This is a genomic window from Leifsonia sp. Leaf336 (genome assembly GCF_001423695.1).
Lineage (GTDB): Bacteria > Actinomycetota > Actinomycetes > Actinomycetales > Microbacteriaceae > Leifsonia.
This window is the reverse complement of sequence record NZ_LMOZ01000002.1, coordinates 1,119,378-1,137,249: the sequence shown is the minus strand read 5'-3', so window position 1 is coordinate 1,137,249 and position 17,872 is coordinate 1,119,378. Positions and strand designations below refer to the sequence as shown.

The window sequence follows — 17,872 nt, the reverse complement described above, 5'->3', positions numbered from 1 at the left end:
GTGCCATCCGCCCTCAGCGCACGACCGACGGCGACCACGCGTGCCGCAGGAAGACCGACTCCGGGGCCGATCCGTCGGCCGGCACCGAGAAGATGTCGGCGTCGCCCGTCGTTCCCGCTGCCGGCCTGCCGAAGAGGAGCGTGGCGTCGTCCAGCCATTCGGCCTGGTCGTCCACGACGCCGGTCAGCGGGAGGACCCGCTCCGTCCGGGTCGCCAGGTCGAACACCGCGAGCGTCCAGCGGGGGTCGTCGACGGTCCCGAGGTTCTTCTTGTAGGCGACCCTCGCCCCGTCGGGCGAGAGCGACGGGCACTCGGCGCCCTCGTGGAGGGCGACCAGCGTGCGCCCGCGGAGGTTCCCCCGCACCAGCCAGGTGCGGCCTCCAGAGGCGGCCGTCGCGTAGAAGAGGTTGTCGTCGGCGGCGAACGTCACGCCCCAGAAGTTGAGGTCGGTCGCCGAATACGCGGCGCCGTCGAGGAGGAACGTGAAGGTCGCGAGCGCTCCGTAGTCGACGCCGTGCACGTCCGAGATGTCGGTGACCGTGGAGAACGCCACTCCGGCGTACGACTCGCCATCGACGAACGCGGTCCAGGCGGCGAGCGTCGAGTCGGGCGAGAGCCGTGTGCGGCTGGGAGGCCCGGGCAACGGCCAGTACCGGATCTCCCGTCCCGCGGCGTCGTACAGGGTCTCCCGATAGCCGACGGGTGCGATGCCGGTCCGGCTCATGCACGACAGCGTCGTGCGCGTGGCATACACGCGTTCGCACGCGAACCCGGTCATCGTGGGGGCGCCGCCCGGAGCGGCGAGAGCCACCGACGCGACCTCGCCGAACGTGGGACCCTGCCGCGTGTCGCGGAACACCAGCCGCGGGCCGTCCGGAAGCGTCCAGCTCCGCGTGATCCCCGTCGGCGACGGGGTCGCGTGCAGATCGGCGCGCGGTCGCTCCACCGCGCATCCCGTCGCCGCCACGAGCGTGCCGGTGAGGATCACCGCGACGAGTGCGCACCGAGCGGCAGACATCCCGAACTCACCAGAGTGTGGGCCGTGCCGGCCGTCGGGTCCGGCATCGCCGTCCCCGGCTCCGGATACCACCCCGGCGCCACGCCGCCGGACGAACTGCCTGACATCCACGACCCCGACTCCCACTGCGCTCACTCGGCGCATCCTTGAGCGAAGTATGCCCGGTCCCGGAGCCCGCGCACCACCGCGCGTACAGTCGGAACCGTGACGCAGAAGATCGCCCTGATCACCGGGGCCAACAAGGGGATCGGCTACGAGACCGCACGCCGCCTCGGCGAGCTCGGCATGACCGTTCTCGTCGGCGCCAGAGACGAGGAACGCGGCAGGGAGGCCGAGGCCGCGCTGCGCGACGGCGGCGCCGATGCGCGCTTCCTCCCGCTCGACGTGACCGACGCGGAGTCGATCGCTCGCGCCGCCGACGCGATCGAGCGCGAGTTCGGCCGCTTGGACGTGCTGGTGAACAACGCCGGAACCGCGACCGTCTCGCGCCGCCGCGCGACCGCGAGCGCGACCTCCCTCGACGACATGCGCGCGGTCTACGAGGTGAACGTGTTCGGCCTGGTCGCCGTGACCAACGCGATGCTTCCCCTGCTGCGCCGGGCGGAGGCCGCGCGCATCGTGAACGTGTCGAGCGAGGTGGGATCGATCGGCTCGCAGACCGACCCGGCGAGCCCGCTCTTCGGGATGCCCGCCTCCGCGCAGTACCCGTCGTCGAAGTCGGCGGTGAACATGCTGACCGCGATGTACGCCAGAGAGTTGAAGGACACCGCCATCAAGGTGAACGCCGCCAACCCGGGATTCACCGACACCGACTTCAACGACCATCGCGGCATCCGCTCGGTCGAGGAGGGCGCCGAGCCGAGCGTGTATCTCGCGACGCTGCCGGCCGACGGTCCGTCCGGCGTGCTCTGGGGGCACCTGTGGCGGTCCGACCGCGAGGGCGGTTACGGCGTGCTGCCTTGGTAGGGCGGCGCCACGCCTTGCGCAGGCACGGGCCGCGCTCGCAGCTCACGTTGCCAGGCCGGGCTCCACGCGGTCCAGTCCCCGCCAGACCGGGAACACCAGCGGCGCGATCGTGACCACCAGCATCACCGCACCGGCCGCCACGCACGCCGCCGTGAGCCCGACCGCCTGCGCGAGGAGGCCGCCGAAGAGCGAGCCGAACGGGATGCCGAGGTAGGCGCTCGCCTTCATCGCTCCGAGCACACGGGTCTGCAGGCGCGCCGGCACGCGTTCGAACTGCACGGCGCCGACGATCGGATTGGGCACGCCGCCGAACACGCCGCAGACGAAGAACACCACCGCGACGGGAAGCACGGCGTCGGTGCCCGCCACCGCGAAGAACGGCGGGGCGGAGGCCAGCAGCGTGCACAGAGCGAACGTGATCCAGCGCGGCAGCCGCCGGCCTCCCCAGGCCGTGAGCAGGACGCCGACCAGCATCCCGAGCCCCGACGCTCCCCCGACTAGCCCGAACGCCACCGCATCGTGCACGCGGTCGTGCGCCCACACCGGCAGGAACACGGCGTTCATCGCCTGATCCAGCAGGTTGGTGACGACGATCAGCACCAGCAGGCTGAGCAGCAGGCGATCTCCGCGGAGGAACCGGGCGCCCTCCCGGAGTTCGGCGAGGTAGCCGCGCACGCTGACGCGCGCGGTCGCGTTCGCTTTCGCTCCCGCTTCGGCGGGCGCAGGCGCGATCACCGGCACGAACGCCGCGGTGAGGGTCGCCGCGATGAGGAAGCTGATGCTGTCCAGCAGGACGGTTCCGGCCGGCCCGAGGAGGGCGACCAGCACTCCGGCGAGAGGGAGACCTATCAGCAGTGCCGCGCGGTTCGCGCCGCTGTAGATCCCGACGGCGCGTTCGTCGCTCCAGTGCGCCAGGCGTGCCAGCGGCGGGATCATCGGGTTCGTCGCGGAGTCCGCGGCTCCCCGCACAGCCCCGGCGAACCCGACGAGCGCCAGCAGTGCGCCGAACGGCAGCGCATGGAGCTCGCCGAGGAGGAACACCAGGAACACCGCGACCGCGGCCGCCAGGTTTCCGAGCAGGAACGCGCGCCGCAAGCCCAGCCGGTCGACCAGCGGACCGGCCGTCGCCTGCAGCAGCACGTACGGCGCCATCTCGACGAACCCGACCACGCCGGTCGCGACCGCGCTCCCCGTCGTGACGAGCACGAGCCACGGGATCGCGACCGCCGACAGCGCAGTACCGGTCGCGCTGACGAAGTAGGCCGACACGAAGGCGAGCAACGGCCCGCGCCGGCGAACAGCTGCGCTGGTCATCTCGTGGCCGCCCGCGTCGTCGTCCGCATCACTGTTCCGGGAAGAGCTGGAACTGCGCGTGAGCGCGCACCGCGCCGGGGTCGTCGGTAGCCGCCTCAGGGTCGCGCTGGAACTGTGCGACGAGCTCGCGGACCGCGGTCACGACCATGCGCGCCTGGTCGTGCGTGAGCAGGAGCGGCCAGTCGCTGACCGTCCACGGCATCGCGGCGAGCTCGTCGACCTGACTCGGGAGGGTGTCCACCCAGTCGATGGCGCGCCGGTGGGAGGCCTCCACGTTGAGTCGGATGAATTGGGCCGCCTGATCGACCGTGTCCTCCGTGGCCGGATCGCCCGGCACGCGGAACGAGAACGACGTCGACCGGTGCACGGCCCGCCACCAGCGGTCCCGGTCGTCCCCGCGCTCCTCGTCCTCCACGATGAACCCGTGCTGCGCGAGCACGCGCAGATGGTAGCTGGTCACGCCGGTGGACTGTCCGACCCTCCGCCCCAGCTCTGTGGCCGTCGACGGCCCGTCGGCCTGGAGCAGCTCGAGCAGCCGGAGCCGCAGCGGGTTCACCAGGCCGCGCATCGCCGACGGCGACAGCAGGACGTCACGCGTCGGATCGAGCCCCAGAAAGCCCTCGTCGTCATCGCTCATAGCGACAAGAGTAATTGCAGAATTCTTTCTGCAAAAGAGTTTCTGCGGAATTCAGGAGGCAGCGCCCAGTCTCCGCGACCTGCGACCGACGAATCGGAGGTCGCCGAGCCCGAATCCCCCGGCCGGCAGCGCAGCACGGATCCTCTCGTCGTCGAAACCCCTCGACGGCCGGAGGTCGACCGGGAGTTCCGGCGCGTACGGCGCCGGCGCGCTGACCCCCTCGTTCAGCATCCGGGCCTGCGCCTTGGCGACCAACGGAACGACCATCGTCCACTCGGTGAGCTGCGCCAGGGCTCGGATGGTCCAGACCGGGGCGGGGAAGAACACGGGCCGTCGGCCGGCGACCCGCGCGATCCGGCGCACCGCCTCGCCGAGGGCGAGCTCGTCGGCCCCCATCACCGCGACCGTCGGGTCGGGGACGCGGCCCTCCAGCGCGGCGATGAGCACGTCGACCGCGTCCTCCACGGGGACCGGCCGGACGTTCCGCTCGCGGAACCCGACTGTCGCGAAGGCCGGCAGGGTGCGCACAGCGCGCGTGACGTGATCGATCATGTGGTCGCCCGGCCCGTAGATCATCCCGAACTTGAGGATCGTGTGCGGAATGCCGGAGGCGCGGATCAGCTCCTCGGCCTCCCATTTCGTCTCGTGATAACGCGAGCCGCAGTCGGGCCGCGCCCGCAGGAAGCTCACCATGACGATGCGCTTCACACCGGCCCGGCGGGCCGCCTCCACGACCGCGCGCGTCCCTGCGATGTGCACGCGATCGAACGTCTGCTCCCCCAGCTCGCGGTTGATACCGGCGCAATGCGCGACGGCGTCGCAGTCGGCGAACGCCGCGGCGAGTGCGTCGACATCGTCGATCTGAACGCCGGTCCGGCGGGAGACCACGACGGTCTCATCCGGATCGAGTCGCACGGCCAGGTGGCGTCCGACGAATCCCGTGCCTCCGGTGATGGCGATCCGCATGGTGCAACTCCTTCGCTAATTAGCACTGTAGCTAAACAGTATCTAGCAATGGTGCTATATTGCAACCATGACAGACAGCGCCTCCGAGATCTTCGCAGCGCTCGCCCACCCGACGCGGCGCCAGATCCTCCAAGACCTCAAAGACGGCGAACTCGCCGCCGGCGAGATCGCGGCGCGCTTCACCGCCACCGGCCCGACGATCTCCCGCCACCTGAGCGTGCTGCGCCAGGCCGGGCTGGTCACGGAGCGTCGCGACGCCAACCGCATCCTCTACTCGCTCGCGGGCGACCGCCTCGCGCTCTCCGTCGGCGACTTCCTCTCGACCGTGTGCCCTGAGCAGATCGTGCTGCGCGAGGTGCGCAAGCGCGGCACCGGGCGCGCGAGCGGCACCGGGCGAACCGCGGAGGCGTGAGGCCGTTCACCTCCCCGGCGCCCCCGCACGCTAGTGTCGCGTCGTGGAATCCTCGCCCGAGTCCGTCGCCTCCACCTGGCAACGGGCGAAGCCGTTCGTCGTCGCCGTTGCGATCGCCGCGGGCTTCGCTGCGGCGCTCGGCCTCGCGTACGTTCTGCTGAACCCGGCCGCACCGGCGCCGCGCGGCCGCGTGCCCGGCGCGACTGCGCCGATGTCGACAGTGGCGGATGTCTACATGAACGCCGCGAAGCACGAGGACTGCGGGATGACGAGGGTGCTCACGACCTCCAACGCGACCGCCTGGTGCGACGATCCACACCTGACCTCCTACCGGCTCGTCGCCCGCACCGGCGATGACGGTCAGTGCATGGCGTACGAGATCACGACGACAGCGAGCACCGACGGCTCGATGGACGCAGGCAGCCGCGGATGGTCGTTCTGCTTCGTGCAGACCAAGGCCGGATGGCGACTGTGGGATCAGGGTCAGGGGTGAGCCCTTTCACTCTCAGAGGAGACACGCGCGGGAATCTCCTCAATCGAGTAGTGAAAGAGGAGATTGCGCGCGTGTCGGGGCGGAATCTCCTCGCGGAGGAGGGCGCGTCCCTCACCGCCCTCGCCGCACCGCCGTGCAGCTCATTTCGACGACCGATCCCTCGTCCCAGAGTTCTGGGACGCCGACGGCCGTCCAGGCCGGGAGCGGGCGCCCCAGGAACTCGTCGGCGATCGCCTGGAGGGCCTCCGCCTGGTCGCGCAGACCGACGTGGAACGACCGGAGCTCGACCACGTCGGCCCAGGCGAACCCTGCCTCCTGGAGGGTGCCGCCGAGATTCACGAACGTGCGCCTGATCTGGTGAGCGGCATCGGCGGAGAACGTCAGGTCCTCGTCCTCGCCGGTGTGGCCCGTCGCCCGGAGGACGTCGCCGTCCCGGATCGCAGCCGGGACTCCTGAACTCTCGTAGAACGGCGTCCAGAGCGTGGTCACGATGGCCTGCCGGTCCGGGCCGATAGTGAGTGTCGTCATGAGGAACCACCTTTCTCCCGGGCCACAGCGTAGGGAGGGGGCGTCGGCGCGGCGAGAGAGCTGTGGTGTGGAGGGGGTCCATAGCTCTGCTCACTACGATGACCGGGTGCCTGTGCAGTCGAAGCCCGACCGCGCCCTCAGTGATCCCTTGACGTGGCGGTCGATGACCGCACTCGTGAAGGTCGGGGCGGTCATCATCTGGGCGGTCTTCACCCTTTACCTGCTCTTTCTGCTGAAGTTGCTGCTGTTCTCGAGGGCGCCGGGTTCGGATCACTCGCTCAACCTGATCCCGTTCGGGACGATCTGGAACTATCTCTCCGGCGACGCCGGGGTGCCCCGGGGGATCGCGATCAGCAACCTGGTCGGCAATGTCGCAGCCTTCATTCCGCTGGGCGTCTTCTTGCCGTTGCTACGTCGCAGCACCGGCATCTGGAGCAATCTCCTCATCGTCCTCTGTGCGAGCGTCGGAGTTGAGATCGTCCAAGGCATCGTCGGGGTGGGCGCGTCGGACATCGACGATGTCATCCTGAACACCCTCGGCGGCCTCATCGGCATCCTGTTCTTCGCCGCCCTGCTCAGGCTCCTGCGGCGTTGGAGTCGCGTGACTATCGCGATAGCGGTTCTGTCCCTCCTGCTCGCGCCTGTTCTGGGACTTCTTGTGTTCGGTGTGAGACTGCGGATGTGATCGCGCGGAGACTGCGCGACCGTTCAGTCAGCGCCCTCCAAACGGGACGGAGAGTAGCTTTGGTTGCGTGACCGATCGCCTGATCTTCTGGTGGAGATGGCAGCTCATCTTCGGCATCCTCTTTGTGATCCTCGGATGCGCTCAAGTGACCCTCGATGCCGTGTCATTGGCCGCCAAGGCTTCAAGCCGCGGAACTTGGGCTCAGCTCGTTGTCGGTGTCATCTTCGTCGTCATCGGAATCGTCTCGATCGTCGCCGCATTCTCGTTCCGTAAGCGAGCGCGAAATCACGGCAACGGTGAGACATCGAATGAGATACCTCCCGAGTAGCCCGCGATCGTCAGCGATGACCATCGGCGTGTCCGCGCGCTGGTAGTCATCGGTCGTATGTGTCGCCGACGCGGTCCTCGTCGTAGGTCTGTTCGCTCACATCGATCGTGTCGGTGTGACGCCGCGGAGGATGTCGAAGTCGCAGCGGCCAGGGCCGGCTCACGGGATCAGCGTCATCCCCCAGGTCCAACCGGAGCCAATGACCGTGGTCTGCCAGTTGGCCGTCAGGGGATCCTTCATGTAGATCAGGCGGCCGTCGGTGCGCGTGTTCGCGATCACGATGCCCGACGAGCCGCGGCCTTCGTAGTCGCCCACCGACCATTCGGCGAGCTGTGCCGTAATGAGCGTCGGCGACTCGAGTGTGAGGGGGGCCGGGTAGGGGTTCGAGTTGCCTGCAGGGATGCGGTCGAGGTCGATACCCTGCACGGCGGGAGTGAGGTCGGCGTAGCCGTCGCCGTTGAAATCTGCGAGCCCGATGCCGTTCCCGCTCGGATCGGTCGTCAAGCCGTCACCCGCGATTCGCACGCCCGTGCTGAACGGGCGATGCAGCGGGTCGGTGGCGAACCGGTTCTTGTAGAGCCAACGGGTGCCATCGGATCGATCCGCAACGATGTCGGCGTAGCCGTCGCCGTCGACGTCGCCGAGCGCGAACGCGGTGAACGATTGCCATCCCGAGCCGATCAGCGTGCCGGAACTGTACGGCAGTCTCGCCGCGGAACTGCCGATGTTGTTGTAATAGGCCACCAGGGTGCCGTCGGAGCGGAGGGCGACCACCTCGGCCACGCCGTCCCCAGTGAGGTGCCTGTCGCGAGGAGCCGCATCCCCCAGCCGAAGCCCCAGCCCGTGCCGATGACCCAGGCTGAGCTGAACGGCACGCCGCCCGGGTTCGAGCGGATGCCATTGGTGTAGAGGAGGAGCCGGCCGTTCAGGTCCGTCGCCAGCAGGTCGCCGTAGCCGTCGCCGGTGACATCGGAGTCGTGCAAGAGCGCGGCACGCTTCGGAGCTTTCACGATCGGCGGGCAAGGGTCGGTTGTCGGGGAGGTGCCGCCGGTCAGCACTGCGGCCTGGCTCGTGGTCGTCACTTTCCACGTGTAGGTGCCCGACGTCAGGAGTGACGACGGCTTGACCGACATCCGGTAGTGCAAGGAGCCGTCGGCGGCAGCAGTCGTCGTGCCGGTTGAGCCGAGCGCAGCTGTCGTGTTGACGAACGAGACCGTGTATTGCTGCCCGGCGACGAAACCCTGGAGGTCGACACTGAGCACGACAGCGGTGGCGCCCTCCCCTTGCGGGGTCAGGTATCGAACGGGGCAGTCGAGAGCAGCGGTCGCCGTGCCGGAGGCGGTCACACCACTCGGGCAGGTGCTCGCGGTGACCCCGCCCTCCCCTCGGTTGACGCCTGCCTGCCACGCGCTGAGGGCGTAGCCTCCACCGGACTGGAACGTTCCGGTGATCGTCGCGGAGATCGTCGCGTGCCCGTTCGCGTCCGTGACGAAGTCCACCGGGCTCGTCGGCGCCGTACCTCCGAACGGGTATCCTGCACCCGTCCCCAGCTGATACGCCGTGTTCGGGCTCAGCCACGAGGTCGCGGAGGTCGTGACCTGGGCCGACCTGTAGTAGCCGTCACGCAGGCTGCCGCAGTCGAGAGTGAGGCTGGAGCCCGAGAACGGCGAGCTGTCGATCGGCGGCAGATCTGTCGGCGAGAGGGCGGGCGAGGCTGTCGGCGACGCGTCGGGAATGTCGTCCGCCTGCGCGGACGTCGCCAGCAGGCCGCTGGTCACCACGATCGCCGCGGCTGCCAGCACACCGATCACCCTGATGTGACGCGCACTCATGAGTTCCTGCTCCCCCGTTCCATCGGGACGGCGGTGGCCGCGAAAGCGGGTCCTGGCCAAGCACGACCATCATTCCGACGGCCGGCGCGGCCGTCTGCCCAGACTGGCGCGTACGCACATCCCCTGTCGACCGGACGTCGGGCGCGCCGGTGCGAGATTTAGAGTATGGCAACGGACCCCTGCGATCTACGAAATGGCACTCGAAGGGATACCCCCGTTCAGGTGGCGCGTACTGGACCGACCAGGAACGATGAGGGCTCGAAGAAGAGCGAATGCGCTGGCCGCATCGTGGTGGAGCGGAAGACTTCCGCTCCCTCGACATCGCGAACCCACGCGAAGCGCAGATGGACGTCCCGGCGAGCGGAGGTGCTAAGTTCGCGTCATGCCATCCCTCCGCGACTCGGCTGCCGCGCGATCCCGTCTCAAGCTCGTGATGGTCGGGGTGGCGGTCGTTGTCGGTCTTGCCTGCGTGCCCGTGCTGGCGAATGCTCTGTACAACACTCCACCGCGAGGCGTCGTGCCCGGCAGGAGCGCGTCGCTGCCCACCGTCGCTCATACGTATATGGAGGCCGCGAAGAGTCAGGACTGCGGCATGACGCGCGCCCTCACATCGGCGAACACGTGGGCGTGGTGCGACGACCCGCGATTGATCTCCTACGTGCCTGAGGGCACCACCCCCAGCGACAGCGACTGCGAGGCCTACATGGTCACCATCACAGCCAGCACCGACGGATCGATGGAGGCGGGAACCGAACCCTGGTCGCTCTGTTTCCGTCGGACGGATTCCGGCTGGCGGCTGTGGGACCAGGGGCAGGGATAGCAGCTCGGACAACTAGAAGCCCACCGTCATTCACGAATGATTGGCGAAGAATCCGCGTCCGGCGTCTCCCGGTCTGGGATTTCCCGCATGACGGCCTCTGTGACCCGCTCCGACGTTCTCGCTCGGGGACATGACTGCGGCAACCTCGTCGTCGAACCAGCTCGCGCGTACGCCTGGCGCGATGAGGGCTGCGCGTGAACTTCCGCAGGGCAGAACACCCATGCCCCGACCCCCAAATCCACGGGTGTCGTGGGACCGCCGACCGCCTCGGAATAGAGAGACATGTTGTGCGTGACCTCACGGTTGCGGTTCTTCCCACGATGCCGCGTCGGCCTCAGACTGCAATTCTTGCGCCGGTATGCGTGTGGCACGCCTCACCCGCCAGGCGGCCGGTCCAGCGGTGATCGCTCCATAAAACAAGGCGAAGAGAGATCCAGGAACCTTGCCTGCTATCAAACTCAATACGCCGAGCACCCCGATCGCTGAGCCAATAAACACCAAAACGATCCAGTTGTACTGATTCGTCTGACTAAACCGAACGATCCAGGACGCGCGCTTCGTCAAATTCATCCGGCCACTGTCGCTCACTTCACGCTGCATAGCTGTCCTCGGTGCTGATGAAGGTTCCTATTTGTTCGCGCCATTTTCATCAGGAGCGAAATATCCCGATCCACCATGTGGTCAATCCGAGCAGCACGAGCACAACGGCAGATGTCTGAAGCAACCATAGGAAGCCGACTAGATACTCCATGCCGACGCGACCAACAGTGTCAGGCACGCGCCGCCCAACGAGACGATCGATCTGGGAGCGGACACCGTCCGAGGACGACCCGAGCAGAATCAACACCCGAAAGCCGCGAATCACGAATGCTCCGTGAACGGCCCCACCGCGTCCGAGAACCCTAAACCGCACCACCCTAGCTCCCGGCACCCGAATACGACGACGTCCGACAACGGTGGTAGCAATCAGATCATCGCCCTCGCGCCACGCCGCGCTAGGTGGCGCCGCGAGACCGCTGAGCCACTGACCGAAAAGCGCCGCCACGAGAACGAGACCAAGCGTGGCGTTGGGCAGCCAGCTTCGCGGCTCCCCCTTCGAATCCCATCCCTCAGCCGCCCAGGTCGGATAGGTCACACGACTGGCGACGACCGCAGCAAGAGTGATTAGAACGAGCGCCCGCCCAGCCCAAACCAGCACCACACCCCAAAGGGATAAGCGTCCGTCCCGGGGCTCACTAGTCGAGGCATCCGGCTGATCGGCGCGGGAAGGGTCGGCTTTCTCCATTTCAGGTTGATCCTGCCAGACCGGGCCTCGTTCAGCGGGTCGCCCCGCACAGAAAAGTCACGGTGCGCCCTCTTCCCCCTCACTCACTGTCGAAGAGCCGATGACGCCGATACATTGAGACCGGCGCGCCAAACTCGGCCAGAGGATGGTCGATCACGGACGGCACGAAGGTGCCATCGATCGTCCCGGACTCCTGCTTCCATGGACAATCGCACCCGGGATCCTTGATCACGCGCACCAGGGTCCCACCTGGCCATGGGCCACCGGCACGCGGCGGCCGCCGCTTCCTCGGCCGCCAGAAGTTGGTGAGCCCGACGGCGACGAGAAGCATCGCAACACCGACCAGCACCGATGACGGCTCGAAGAACGGCGCTGGCGTCGACCATGTGTCCGGTCGAAAGACTTCCGCTCCCACGAAGACCGCGACCCCGAGCAATGCGCAAGTTAATGGCACCCACCAGTGCTGCACGACCCAGACCCTCGCGGCCGCGATCAGGCGAATGGGCAGTCCGAGCAGGACGGCGCCGCTCACGATCGCGACGGTCGGCAACCCGACGACGATCCCGACCAGAATCGGGATGCCGAAGATCCCCATCGCTCCGTCGTCCGCTTCTGTGGGCGACGTCACGGTGGCAAGGGTGGATTGGACCATCCGGGAGACGACCAGCACGACATCCGTGACGACGAGCACGACGAGGACGCCCCCCGCGATCAGTGTCTGGACGAAGAGCGCCCACCACGGCCACCCGAGCGACGCTTTACGCGGCGGTTGCGCGGGAAGGCGCACGAACTCAGTCATCGCAGACGCCGCCGGCCGGCTCCGACCCCGATTCAGAGACCACACCGCCACCATAGGTGCGGAGAAAATGCTCGCCCGTCGATTGCGCCGATCGCGTTTGATCGATTAGCTATGCGGCCGATCGAGGGCGGCAAATCAAATGTGGGCAAACTGCCTCGTCGTTCACAGCCCCTCAACAGCAAAAAAGCCCCCGATCCCAGTGTTTCCAAGGAATCGGGGGCTTCTCGCCACCTGCGGTGTTGGGTGCGCCCCCAGGGACTTGAACCCTGAACCCATTGATTAAGAGTCAATTGCTCTGCCGATTGAGCTAGAGGCGCATTTGATTCGGTTTCCCGAACCGAGGCTCAACATTAGCATCCGGTTCGGCAGCTTCGCCAATCGGGCCCGGTCGAGCGTGCGGCCCGGGCGTGTCCGGGTGCTGGGCCGCTAGGCTCCTGGCGTGACCGACGCACGCGACATCGACCGGCCCCGCTCCTCCGACCTGGCGCTCGCGCTGCGGCTCGCCGACCTCGCCGACGGCATCTCGTCCGCGCATTTCCGCGAGCGCGGCCTCCACATCGACACCAAGCCCGATCGCACGTTCGTCACCGAAGCCGACCTGGCCGTCGAGCGGGCAATCCGGGAGGCGCTCGCCACCGAGCGGCCCGGCGACGGCATCCTGGGCGAGGAGTACGGCACGGAGGGCGACGCGAGCCGGCAGTGGATCATCGATCCGATCGACGGCACCTCGAACTACCTGCGCGGGGTTCCCGTGTGGGGCACGCTCATCGCGCTGGCGATCGACGGCAAGCCTGTGGTTGGCGTCGTCAGCTCCCCCGCGCTCGGCAAGCGCTGGTGGGCGGAGACCGGCGACGGCGCCTGGACGACCGATGCCCCCGGCGCCCAGCCGCGCCCGATCCGCGTCTCCGCCGTCGCCGACCTCGAGCACGCATCCATCAGCTTCCAGAGCATCGCCCAGTGGGATCAGGCCGGGTACCTCGAACGGCTCATCGCCCTGACCCGCCGGGTGTGGCGCGACCGCGCCTACGGCGACATGTGGTCGTACATGCTTCTCGCCGAGGGACTTCTCGACGCCGTGGGCGAGTTCGACGTGAAGACCTACGATCTCGCCGCGCTCATCCCGATCGTCGAGGAGGCCGGGGGCAGGTTCACGTCGGTGACCGGAGAGCCGGGACCGGGCAACGGGTCGTCGCTCGCCTCCAACGGGCTGCTGCACGACGCCCTCCTGGAGGCGCTCGCCTAGGCCGACGCGCCCTCAACGGACGCGCCCTGCACGCCGGCGAGCACCTCGTCCAGCTGCTCGTACCCCTCGGTGACGCCCTTCGCCTGACCCGACGCGACCAAACCGTCGCGGGCCTCCAGAGTCGGGTACACGGCATGGATGTGGAGACGACTGCGTCCGCCCTCCAGCGGCCCGAAGCGGATCGACTCCACGCTCACGACGTCGGGGTAGCCCTCGAACTCGAAGGTCTGGATGGCGAACTCGTTGTCGCGGACGACGTGGAAGACGCCGTTGAACGCGTAGGACTCCCCACCGACCGTGTGCACGTAGCGATACCGGCCGCCCGTCGTGAAGTCGAACTGCTCCAGCTCCAGCTCGTATCCGCGCGGGCCGAGCCAGCGCTTGAACAGCTCGGGCTCCTTGTGCGCGCGGAACACCAGCTCGACGGGATAGTCGAACTCGCGCTCGATGTCGATGAAGGGCAGGCCCTCCGGGGCGGTGATCGTGACGTCGTTGCTCATTTTCTCTCACTCCTGGTTCGCGTTCTGGTGGGTGGAGGTCCCGGCGGCCGCGAGGTCGCCGAGCACGGTGTCGAGGGTGCGGAATCGCTGTTCGGCGATCAATCGGTAGCGGTCGATCCACGAGGTGAGCTCCTCGAGCGCGCCGGCGCACAGGTGCACCGGCCGGCGCTGCGCGTCGCGGCTGCGCGTGACGAGCCCCGCCTCCTCCAGCACATGGATGTGGCGGGACACGGCCTGTGTCGTGATCGCGAACGGCTCGGCGAGCTCGTTCACGGTCGCGGGACCGGTGCTGAGCCGCGCGACGATCGCCCGGCGCACCGAGTCCGAAAGCGCTTGGAACGCACGGTCGAGCCGCTGCCGGGCTGCAGGGTCGGTCTCATCCATGGCTTCATCCAACAATTTCGTTTATCAACATTTGTGTTGAATAAGATACGCCGTCGAGAACCCGGACGCAACACCCCGGTGCCCCCTAGGCTCGACCGTGTGAGCACACCGATCGACGAGCCCCTCGTCCACATCGCCGGCTTCCGGATGGACTTCGGCCGCACGACAGTGATCCGCGACCTCTCCTTCGACATCGCGCGCGGTGAGACGTTCGGTTTCCTCGGCAGCAACGGCTCGGGCAAGACCACCACGATCCGGGCGCTGCTCGGCATCTACCAGCCGACCGCCGGCGTCCTCCACATCGACGGCAAGGACTTCAGCCCGGAGACCGGGGAACGCCTCGGCTACCTGCCGGAGGAGCGCGGCCTCTACAAGAAGGAGTCCGTCATCGACGTGATGGTCTACTTCGGCCGGCTCAAGGGCCTCGGCACCGAAGCGGCGCGCCGCTGGTCCCGCGAATACCTGGAGCGGGTGGGCATCGGCGAGAAGGAGAAGGTGCGGCTCGACAAGCTGTCCGGCGGCCAGCAGCAGAAGGTCCAGCTCGGCGTCACGATCATGAACCAGCCCGAGCTGCTCATCCTCGACGAGCCGACCAAGGGCTTCGACCCGGTCAACCGTCGCCTGCTGATGGACATCATCGACGATCAGAAGCGCGCGGGCTCCACCGTCATGATGGTGACCCACCAGATGGAGGAGGTCGAACGGCTCTGCGACCGGGTCATCCTCCTGAAGGACGGCGTCTCGCGCGCCTACGGCACTGTCTCGGAGGTGCAGGAGCAGTTCGGCGGCACCGTCGTCCTTGTCGACCACGACGGCACCGTGCCGGCCTCCCCCGCCTACCGCATCGCGAAGGACGAGCGCGGACACGCCGAGCTAGAGGTCGCGAACGACGCCGACACCGCGGCGATCCTGCGCTCGCTCGTCGACGCCGGCCTCCACATCACCCGCTTCGCCCCCACCCGCAAATCGCTCGACGACATCTTCGTCGAGGTCTACGGCGCCGAGAGCCGCGAGGAGGACTGACCATGGCCCGACACAACCTCTCCACCGTCATCGCGTTCGAGTTCACGCGCACCATCAAGAAGCGCAGCTTCTGGGCGGTGACGCTCATCCTGCCGATCCTGGTCTTCGGGCTGGGCACGCTCATCATCTCCGCCAACGTCTCCAGCGCCAACACCGCCGACCAGCAGAAGAACGCGCGGTTCGACTTCCTCTACGTCGACGCGTCCGGCCTCGTCGACCCGACGATCGCGCACAGCTACGGCGGCAAGGAGATCGCCAGCAGCTCCGAGGGCGTCGAGGAGGTGCAGATCGGAGGCACGCCCGCCTTCTTCGACTACCCCGCCGACCCCGCCAAGCAGACGATCAAGGTCTACGGAGCCGACGCCGGCGTGTTCCAGAACAGCAAATACTCGGCCGTCGCGCAGTCGCTGCTCTCGGCGAGCGTCGAGCAGAAGCTCGACAGCCCGGTCGACGTCGCCATCCTCCGCGGCGAGACGAACACCGCGACGACCACCTTCAAGAACGGCGCCGTCGCGCCCGGCTTCGAGGCGATCCTGCCCGCCCTGATCTTCCTGGCGGCGTTCTTCGTCGTCATCGTCTTCCTCGGCAACCAGATGCTGAACTCCACGCTGGAGGAGAAGGAGAACCGGGTCACTGAGATGATCCTGACGACGATCAACCCGACGAACCTCCTGGTCGGCAAGGTGATCTCGCTGTTCGCCATCGGTCTCATCCAGATCGCGGTGTTCGCGCTGCCCGTGGTGGTCGGCTATCTGTTCTTCCGCGATCAGCTCGCCATCCCGAACTTCGATCTCAGCAGTCTCGTCTTCGACCCGCAGAAGATGATCATCGGCGCACTCATCACGATCGGCGGCTTCGCACTGTTCACCGGCACCCTGGTGGCCGTGGGCGCGGTGATGCCGACCGCGAAGGACGCCGCCCCGTTCTTCTCCGTCGTGGTCTTCGCCGTGGTGATCCCGCTGTACGCCTCGAGCTACGCCATCAGCACGCCGGGCGCGCCGATCGTCCAGATCCTGGCGTACTTCCCATACACCGCTCCGATCACCGCGCTCATCCTGAACGCGTTCGGTTCGCTGCCGCTCTGGCAGGCGATCATCATCATCGTCGAGCTGTTCGCGCTCTCGTTCGTGGTGCTGAGACTGGCCGTGCGGCTGTTCCGGTACGGCTCGATCGAGTACTCCAGCAAGGTCAAGATCCGGGATGTGCTCGGGCGCCGCTCCGGCCCCGGCCGAACGGCGGTGCGCTGATGCGCGCCGTGATCGCGGCGCAGCCGGGAGACGCGGAGGTCCTGACGCTCGCCGAGGTCCCGGACCCTCAGCCCCGGCCGGGAGAGGTGCGCATCCGGGTGATCGCGGCGGGGCTCAACGGCGCCGACCTGAGCCAGCGTCGCGGCCACTACCCGTCGCCGCCCGGTGCGCCCGAGTGGCCGGGGCTGGAGGTGTCGGGCGTCATCGACGCAGTCGGCGACGACGTCGAACCAGGTCTCTGGAACGAGGGAGACCTCGTGTGCGCTCTCCTGCCCGGAGGCGGTTACGCCGAACTCGTGACGGTCGACGCCGGCCTGGTGCTCCCGGTCCCCGCCGGGGTCGACCCGGTGGAGGCCGCCGGCCTCCCCGAAGTCGCCGCGACGGTCTGGTCGAACGTGTTCGACCTGGGCGCCCTGGGCGCCGGCGAGACGCTGCTCGTCCATGGCGGCTCCAGCGGCATCGGCTCGATGGCGATCCAGCTGGCCCGCGCGCTCGCGGCGCATGTGATCGCGACGGCGGGCAGCCCGGAGAAGGCGGCGTTCTGCCGCTCCCTCGGCGCCGAAGCGGCCGTCGATTACCGCACCGACGACTTCGTCGCGGCGGTCGCGGCGTTCACCGACGGCCGCGGCGCCGACGTCGTTCTCGACATCGTCGGAGGCGCCTACATCGCCCGCGACCTCGAGGCCCTCGCGACCGGCGGCCGGATCATGTCCATCGCCGTCCGCGACCGCACCCCCGCCGCGGTCGACATGGGCCTCCTCATGCGCAAGCGCGCCCGCCTCCAGGGGACGACTCTGCGAGCACGCCCTCTCGCCGAACGCGTCGCGATCATCGCGACCGTGCGCGAGCACGTCTGGCCGCTGCTGGAGGCCGGCGAGGTGCACCCGGTCATCGACTCGGTGTTCCCGCTCGCGGATGCGGCCCAGGCGCATCGACGGATGGAGTCGTCCGCCCACCTCGGGAAGATCCTCCTGCGCGTCTCCTGACGACGAGGTCGAGCACCGTCGCGATCGTCGCACCGATCGCGTAGGCGACCAGGTCGGTCGCCTGGAACGTCGACCCGAGCACGAGCTCGACGCCCGGGATGGCCGCCGACAGCTGCGCGGGCACGCCGGTGAGCTGCAGCAGCTCCACCCCGACGCACACGGCGAGCGCGATACCGCCCGCCGCCAGGCTCGGCACGCGCGGCGCCACGAGGGCGACGAGCACGACCATCAGCACCGCGTAGAGCGCATCCCCGGCGAACGCGCCGGCCCAGCCATCGGTCAGCTCGTGCACGGTGAGCCCGGCCACGACGACCGCGACAGCGACGACGATCAGCGTGACACGACGACGAACGAGGGAGGTCATCCTCCGACGGTAGCGAGCCTCCGGTCGCCGTCGCGTCCTCCG

General features: G+C 68.2%; 22 protein-coding genes and 1 tRNA gene. 10 read left to right on the top strand and 13 right to left on the bottom strand.

Translation table 11 applies throughout. The features are described from left to right. Window positions 1–13 precede the first annotated feature (13 nt). Entirely contained in the window at window positions 14–1,018 is a 1,005-nt protein-coding gene (locus ASF88_RS14280) for a hypothetical protein (RefSeq protein WP_055919689.1), read from the bottom strand. Window positions 1,019–1,222: 204 nt separating this feature from the next. Here ASF88_RS14280 and ASF88_RS14275 point away from each other — a divergent pair, with 204 nt between their 5' ends. Beyond that, complete coding sequence (locus ASF88_RS14275) at window positions 1,223–1,984, top strand: SDR family oxidoreductase (protein WP_055919686.1); 762 nt, start codon at window positions 1,223–1,225, stop codon at window positions 1,982–1,984. 42 nt (window positions 1,985–2,026) lie between these two features. Here the strand turns inward: ASF88_RS14275 and ASF88_RS14270 are convergent, their stop codons facing one another. The 3 genes from ASF88_RS14270 to ASF88_RS14260 are packed head-to-tail and all read right to left on the bottom strand — an operon-like array spanning window position 2,027 to window position 4,901. After that, window positions 2,027–3,397, bottom strand: a complete 1,371-nt coding sequence (locus tag ASF88_RS14270) for an MFS transporter (protein ID WP_157498358.1) — start codon at window positions 3,395–3,397, stop codon at window positions 2,027–2,029. Next, window positions 3,327–3,935 carry a winged helix-turn-helix domain-containing protein gene (locus ASF88_RS14265; RefSeq protein WP_055919680.1) on the bottom strand — a complete coding sequence of 203 codons (609 nt, stop codon included), beginning with the start codon at window positions 3,933–3,935 and terminating at the stop codon, window positions 3,327–3,329. Before ASF88_RS14265 ends, ASF88_RS14270 begins: the two co-directional genes overlap by 71 nt. A gap of 51 nt (window positions 3,936–3,986) precedes the next feature. After that, complete coding sequence (locus ASF88_RS14260) at window positions 3,987–4,901, bottom strand: NAD(P)H-binding protein (RefSeq protein ID WP_055919677.1); 915 nt, start codon at window positions 4,899–4,901, stop codon at window positions 3,987–3,989. 67 nt (window positions 4,902–4,968) lie between these two features. Here ASF88_RS14260 and ASF88_RS14255 point away from each other — a divergent pair, with 67 nt between their 5' ends. Together ASF88_RS14255 and ASF88_RS14250 are read left to right on the top strand one after the other, a co-directional pair. Next, the gene (locus ASF88_RS14255; RefSeq protein WP_055919674.1) at window positions 4,969–5,313 is read left to right on the top strand and encodes a metalloregulator ArsR/SmtB family transcription factor; all 345 of its coding nucleotides are present in this window, start codon (window positions 4,969–4,971) and stop codon (window positions 5,311–5,313) included. Between the two features lie 43 nt (window positions 5,314–5,356). After that, the gene (locus tag ASF88_RS14250) at window positions 5,357–5,806 is read left to right on the top strand and encodes a hypothetical protein (protein WP_055919671.1); all 450 of its coding nucleotides are present in this window, start codon (window positions 5,357–5,359) and stop codon (window positions 5,804–5,806) included. 111 nt (window positions 5,807–5,917) lie between these two features. Here the strand turns inward: ASF88_RS14250 and ASF88_RS14245 are convergent, their stop codons facing one another. Further along, complete coding sequence (locus ASF88_RS14245; RefSeq protein ID WP_055919668.1) at window positions 5,918–6,334, bottom strand: Rid family hydrolase; 417 nt, start codon at window positions 6,332–6,334, stop codon at window positions 5,918–5,920. 163 nt (window positions 6,335–6,497) lie between these two features. Here ASF88_RS14245 and ASF88_RS14240 point away from each other — a divergent pair, with 163 nt between their 5' ends. After that, window positions 6,498–7,019 carry a VanZ family protein gene (locus ASF88_RS14240; RefSeq protein ID WP_162242578.1) on the top strand — a complete coding sequence of 174 codons (522 nt, stop codon included), beginning with the start codon at window positions 6,498–6,500 and terminating at the stop codon, window positions 7,017–7,019. Between the two features lie 67 nt (window positions 7,020–7,086). Next, a complete protein-coding gene (locus ASF88_RS14235; RefSeq protein WP_055919661.1) occupies window positions 7,087–7,347 on the top strand; it encodes a DUF308 domain-containing protein in 261 nt (86 codons plus the stop codon). Between the two features lie 159 nt (window positions 7,348–7,506). Here ASF88_RS14235 and ASF88_RS20700 read toward each other — a convergent pair whose 3' ends face one another. Further along, window positions 7,507–8,130 carry an FG-GAP repeat domain-containing protein gene (locus tag ASF88_RS20700; RefSeq protein ID WP_055919659.1) on the bottom strand — a complete coding sequence of 208 codons (624 nt, stop codon included), beginning with the start codon at window positions 8,128–8,130 and terminating at the stop codon, window positions 7,507–7,509. Then, window positions 8,028–9,179: a hypothetical protein gene (locus ASF88_RS20695; RefSeq protein ID WP_055919656.1), complete on the bottom strand. Its 1,152-nt coding sequence runs from the start codon at window positions 9,177–9,179 to the stop codon at window positions 8,028–8,030. Before ASF88_RS20695 ends, ASF88_RS20700 begins: the two co-directional genes overlap by 103 nt. Window positions 9,180–9,561: 382 nt before the next feature. Here ASF88_RS20695 and ASF88_RS20480 point away from each other — a divergent pair, with 382 nt between their 5' ends. Continuing rightward, window positions 9,562–9,999 carry a hypothetical protein gene (locus ASF88_RS20480; protein WP_157498356.1) on the top strand — a complete coding sequence of 146 codons (438 nt, stop codon included), beginning with the start codon at window positions 9,562–9,564 and terminating at the stop codon, window positions 9,997–9,999. Window positions 10,000–10,296: 297 nt separating this feature from the next. Here ASF88_RS20480 and ASF88_RS20475 read toward each other — a convergent pair whose 3' ends face one another. The 3 genes from ASF88_RS20475 to ASF88_RS14205 all read right to left on the bottom strand — a co-directional run bounded on the left by ASF88_RS20475 (window position 10,297) and on the right by ASF88_RS14205 (window position 12,400). Beyond that, window positions 10,297–10,599 carry a hypothetical protein gene (locus ASF88_RS20475; RefSeq protein ID WP_157498355.1) on the bottom strand — a complete coding sequence of 101 codons (303 nt, stop codon included), beginning with the start codon at window positions 10,597–10,599 and terminating at the stop codon, window positions 10,297–10,299. A 764-nt stretch (window positions 10,600–11,363) separates the two neighbouring features. Beyond that, window positions 11,364–12,071, bottom strand: coding sequence for a hypothetical protein (locus tag ASF88_RS14210; RefSeq protein WP_157498354.1), 708 nt, complete (start codon window positions 12,069–12,071; stop codon window positions 11,364–11,366). 256 nt (window positions 12,072–12,327) lie between these two features. Next, a tRNA-Lys gene (locus ASF88_RS14205) sits at window positions 12,328–12,400 on the bottom strand. 122 nt (window positions 12,401–12,522) lie between these two features. Here ASF88_RS14205 and ASF88_RS14200 point away from each other — a divergent pair. After that, window positions 12,523–13,326, top strand: a complete 804-nt coding sequence (locus tag ASF88_RS14200; protein ID WP_235493456.1) for an inositol monophosphatase family protein — start codon at window positions 12,523–12,525, stop codon at window positions 13,324–13,326. Here the strand turns inward: ASF88_RS14200 and ASF88_RS14195 are convergent. Further along, window positions 13,323–13,826 carry an SRPBCC family protein gene (locus tag ASF88_RS14195; RefSeq protein ID WP_055919645.1) on the bottom strand — a complete coding sequence of 168 codons (504 nt, stop codon included), beginning with the start codon at window positions 13,824–13,826 and terminating at the stop codon, window positions 13,323–13,325. The two genes, ASF88_RS14200 and ASF88_RS14195, sit on opposite strands and share 4 nt — an antisense overlap. Window positions 13,827–13,832: 6 nt before the next feature. Beyond that, the gene (locus ASF88_RS14190) at window positions 13,833–14,210 is read right to left on the bottom strand and encodes an ArsR/SmtB family transcription factor (protein WP_055919642.1); all 378 of its coding nucleotides are present in this window, start codon (window positions 14,208–14,210) and stop codon (window positions 13,833–13,835) included. A 147-nt stretch (window positions 14,211–14,357) separates the two neighbouring features. On the opposite strand from ASF88_RS14190, the gene ASF88_RS14185 reads away from it, so the two are divergent. From ASF88_RS14185 to ASF88_RS14175, 3 genes are read left to right on the top strand one after another with little or no spacing between them, the layout of a single operon-like run. Continuing rightward, window positions 14,358–15,233: an ABC transporter ATP-binding protein gene (locus ASF88_RS14185; protein ID WP_055920512.1), complete on the top strand. Its 876-nt coding sequence runs from the start codon at window positions 14,358–14,360 to the stop codon at window positions 15,231–15,233. Between the two features lie 2 nt (window positions 15,234–15,235). Beyond that, window positions 15,236–16,480, top strand: coding sequence for an ABC transporter permease (locus ASF88_RS14180; protein WP_055919639.1), 1,245 nt, complete (start codon window positions 15,236–15,238; stop codon window positions 16,478–16,480). After that, entirely contained in the window at window positions 16,480–17,466 is a 987-nt protein-coding gene (locus tag ASF88_RS14175; protein WP_055919636.1) for an NAD(P)H-quinone oxidoreductase, read from the top strand. The genes ASF88_RS14180 and ASF88_RS14175 overlap by 1 nt, the downstream gene beginning before the upstream one ends. Here the strand turns inward: ASF88_RS14175 and ASF88_RS14170 are convergent. Beyond that, window positions 17,369–17,830, bottom strand: coding sequence for a ribosomal maturation YjgA family protein (locus ASF88_RS14170; protein WP_055919633.1), 462 nt, complete (start codon window positions 17,828–17,830; stop codon window positions 17,369–17,371). The two genes, ASF88_RS14175 and ASF88_RS14170, sit on opposite strands and share 98 nt — an antisense overlap. Window positions 17,831–17,872: the final 42 nt, after the last annotated feature.